Source organism: Bacillus sanguinis (assembly GCF_018332475.1).
GTDB classification, from domain to species: domain Bacteria; phylum Bacillota; class Bacilli; order Bacillales; family Bacillaceae_G; genus Bacillus_A; species Bacillus_A sanguinis.
The window spans coordinates 1-4036 of record NZ_BOQB01000302.1 but is presented as its reverse complement, the minus strand read 5'-3'; the positions used below and the strand labels follow the sequence as shown (position 1 = coordinate 4036).

Sequence of the window (4036 nt, the reverse complement as noted above, 5' to 3'; positions counted from 1 at the left end):
CTGAAAGAATATAGAATGACATTTAAGCACCTACATCAATTGGCTTTGGAAAATGGTGATGCCATTCATCTACTACATGAATGCATAGATTTTCTAAGAAAAAACAAAATCATACTGCCTGCTATCACTACACTTGAAAGAATAGTGTGGGAAGCAAGGGCAATGGCTGAAAAGAAGCTATTTAACACGGTTAGTCAATCCCTAACAAATGAACAAAAAGAAAAACTTGAAGATATTATTACCTTGCAGCATTCGTCAGAATCCAATAAAACGATATTGGGTTGGTTAAAAGAACCACCGGGACATCCTTCACCCGAAACCTTTTTAAAAGTAATAGAACGACTCGAATACATACGAGGAATGGAATTAGAAACGGTGCAAATTAATCATTTGCACCGCAATCGCCTGTTACAGCTGTCTCGCTTGGGTTCAAGATATGAACCTTATGCATTCCGTGATTTTCAGGAAAATAAACGATATTCAATACTAACCGTCTATTTATTACATCTTAATCAAGATTTGACGGATAAAGCTTTTGAAATTCATGACAGACAAATACTTAGTCTCTTATCAAAAGGTCGTAAGGCTCAAGAGGAAATTCAGAAACTGAACGGTAAAAAGCTGAATGAGAAAGTTATACACTTTACGAACATCGGACAAGCTTTGATCAAAGCAAAACAGGAAAAATTAGACGTTTTTGAGGTTTTAGAATCCGTTATTGAATGGAATTCTTTTGTCTCTTCGGTCGAAGAAGCCCAGGAGCTTGCACGTCCTGCTGACTATGATTATTTAGACTTACTGCAAAAACGATTTTATTCACTAAGAAAATATACGCCAACGCTATTAAGGGTGTTGGAATTTCATTCTACAAAGGCAAATGAGCCACTTTTACAAGCTGTAGAGATTATCCGAGGAATGAACGAATCCGGAAAACGAAAAGTACCTGATGACTCACCTGTGGATTTTATTTCAAAACGTTGGAAAAAGCGTTTATACGAGAATGATGGTACAACAATCAATCGTCATTACTATGAAATGGCTGTTTTAACAGAACTTCGGGAGCATGTTCGGGCAGGAGATGTTTCCATTGTTGGCAGCAGACAATATAGAGATTTTGAGGAATATTTGTTTTCCGAATTTACATGGAATCAAACGAAAGAGAATACGAGATTATCAGTTAGTTTATCATTCGAAGATTATATAACGGAGAGAACCAGCAGCCTTAATGAAAGGTTAAAGTGGTTAACTGCCAATTCCAACAAGTTAGATGGAGTTTCTCTTGATAAAGGAAAGCTGTCACTTGCACGCTTAGAAAAAGATGTACCAGAAGAAGCAAAAAAGTTTAGTGCAAGCCTTTATCAGATGCTACCAAGAATAAAATTAACCGATTTACTGATGGATATTGCTTATATAACAGGATTTCATGAGCAATTTACTCATGCTTCCAATAATCGAAAACCGGATAAAGAAGAAACGATTATTATTATGGCTGCCCTTTTAGGAATGGGAATGAATATAGGTGTAAGCAAGATGGCTGAAGCAACACCCGGACTTACATATAAGCAATTAGCCAATGTATCTCAATGGCGCATGTATGAAGATGCAATGAATAAAGCCCAAGCCGTATTAGTAAATTTTCATCACAAATTACAATTGTCTTCCTATTGGGGAGACGGTACAACATCCTCATCAGACGGTATGAGAATGCAGTTAGGTGTTTCATCACTACATGCAGATGCAAACCCACATTATGGAACTGGAAAAGGAGCCACCATCTACCGTTTTACTAGTGATCAATTCTCTTCTTACTACACAAAGATTATTCATACTAATTCAAGGGATGCGATTCATGTTTTAGATGGTTTGTTGCACCATGAAACGGATTTAAACATAGAAGAGCATTATACAGACACAGCTGGTTACACAGATCAAATATTCGGACTGACTCATTTATTAGGATTTAAATTTGCCCCAAGAATAAGAGATTTAGCAGACTCAAAATTATTTACAATAGATAAAGCAAGTGAGTATCCAAAATTAGAAGCCATTTTACGTGGACAAATAAATACAAAGGTCATTAAAGAAAATTATGAGGATGTTTTGCGATTAGCTCACTCAATAAGAGAAGGAACAGTTTCAGCATCCCTTATTATGGGGAAACTAGGATCTTATTCAAGACAAAACAGCTTGGCTATAGCCTTACGTGAGATGGGTCGAATAGAAAAAACAATTTTTATTTTGAATTATATATCGGATGAATCATTAAGAAGAAAAATACAAAGGGGATTAAATAAAGGAGAAGCCATGAACGGATTAGCAAGAGCTATTTTCTTCGGAAAACAAGGTGAGCTTAGGGAACGGACTATACAACATCAATTGCAAAGAGCCAGTGCTTTAAACATAATCATCAATGCTATTAGTATTTGGAATACCTTACATCTAACTAAAGCAGTTGAATATCAAAAACAGTCTGGTAGTTTTAATGAAGAATTATTACACCATATGTCGCCTCTAGGTTGGGAACATATTAATCTACTAGGAGAATATCATTTTAATTCGGAGAAAGTGGTCTCGTTAGATTCTTTAAGACCATTAAAACTTTCTTAACGTTGTAAAAATGGGGGAATCGTCAGGAAAATAGGCTTAGCGTTGTAAATCCGCATTTTCCTGACGGTACCCCTAATAAGGTAATCGTAATTGAACTAGAGAAAACGGATGATGGTTGGAAAATTAGTAAATCATAAAAAAACGGTCTAGAATTCTAGACCGTTTTTTTAGTTCCCTCAATCTTCTTCTTCAAAATCACGTAGACTAGCAAGCAATTCTGTAAATGTTGAGCAAACAGGATATATTGCTTTTTCCATGTCCTCTTCTTCATGGTCCCAAAATACGATTGTTGGTAATGCGGAATTATTACGATAGTCAAAGCATAAGAAATTCCCAAAAGGATCATTTGCGAAAGGATATATATTGTCTAATAATTCTTCTTTTATATCTTCATAATTTTTTACAATTGAATACTCATCTTCTATATGGAAGGTCAATAAATCATTGAATACATTTTCATCTTGTCCTGGTACATCAAATATTTTAGGACGTGGGTAACCTCCATCGTATTTCTTCACACATTCAATAAAATCATTAGGTAGTTTAATGTTAAAATATTTTTCTACTTGTTCGATTTCATGATCTGTTACTTTTTCATTACTTACACCAACCCATACAATGTTATGCATTAATAAACCTCCCTATTTTTCTCCGTCTTTCCCCCAGATGTTATACCCACCCGTGTGACCAGTTTGCTTATGTAATTTCGCGTCTACAAGCTGCATTCTTCCTGTGTCCTGATGGTGATGCCATGTATATGTTTTGGGTTTCTGACCATTTTTAAATAATTCAATTTCTTCTGCTGTAAATTTAGCTGCTAGTTTTGGATCTTCTAATATCTGTTCATATAACAGCTTATTACATATTCTATCATGAGTAGGTCTTGATTTTTTAAAGTCAACTTCTTTTAATTTTACTTCAGCAAAAGCATCGAAAATAGGGAATCCATTTAAGTCATATGGTATACCTGAAACTGGATGTTTATTTCCAGCTAACTCACCCATTCTTAAACTAATTGTCTTTGGACCATTTTTACCTTCATAAGTATATGGAGCTGCTTTCTGCAAGTACTGTTTAATACTACCGACTCCCGCATATGAAAGATGATTTCCAGCTTTGAATTCATAATTGTTTAATATATGTAATGCATTTCTATATGTCGGAGAATTAATTACAAGTGATTTTCCTTTAGTAAAACCTGTAATAGCAGCTACCTTCCCAACTTGTCCTGCTTTACTAAGACCCTTATCCCCCAGAAGCCCGAGCCCTAACGTTGCTATACCATAAGCTACATAATGCTCTCTACTTTCCAGATCCCCATTCCAAAATTTATTCATAAACGTATCTGATACGGTGTTCCATGCAGCAGGAATAGTCTCCCTATAGTTTACAATTGCATCTTGCATATTCAGCCAGGTTTCTTTATCAC

At 35.4% G+C, this 4036-nt stretch carries 3 protein-coding genes and 1 pseudogene; 2 read left to right on the top strand and 2 right to left on the bottom strand.

Going from position 1 to position 4036, the window contains the following annotated elements; translation table 11 throughout:
- Positions 1 to 2607, top strand: a 2607-nt coding sequence (locus KI369_RS24480) for a Tn3 family transposase (protein WP_048567494.1), incomplete at its 5' end; no start/stop codon positions are given.
- Positions 2608 to 2678: 71 nt separating this feature from the next.
- Positions 2679 to 2744, top strand: a pseudogene (locus KI369_RS24475) (DUF4878 domain-containing protein); the annotation flags it as partial.
- Between the two features lie 39 nt (positions 2745 to 2783).
- On the opposite strand, the gene KI369_RS24470 reads toward KI369_RS24475, so the two are convergent.
- Positions 2784 to 3236: an SMI1/KNR4 family protein gene (locus tag KI369_RS24470; protein ID WP_000551585.1), complete on the bottom strand. Its 453-nt coding sequence runs from the start codon at positions 3234 to 3236 to the stop codon at positions 2784 to 2786.
- 12 nt (positions 3237 to 3248) lie between these two features.
- The coding region (locus KI369_RS24465) for an HNH endonuclease (protein ID WP_212957817.1) at positions 3249 to 4036 on the bottom strand (788 nt) is incomplete at its 5' end.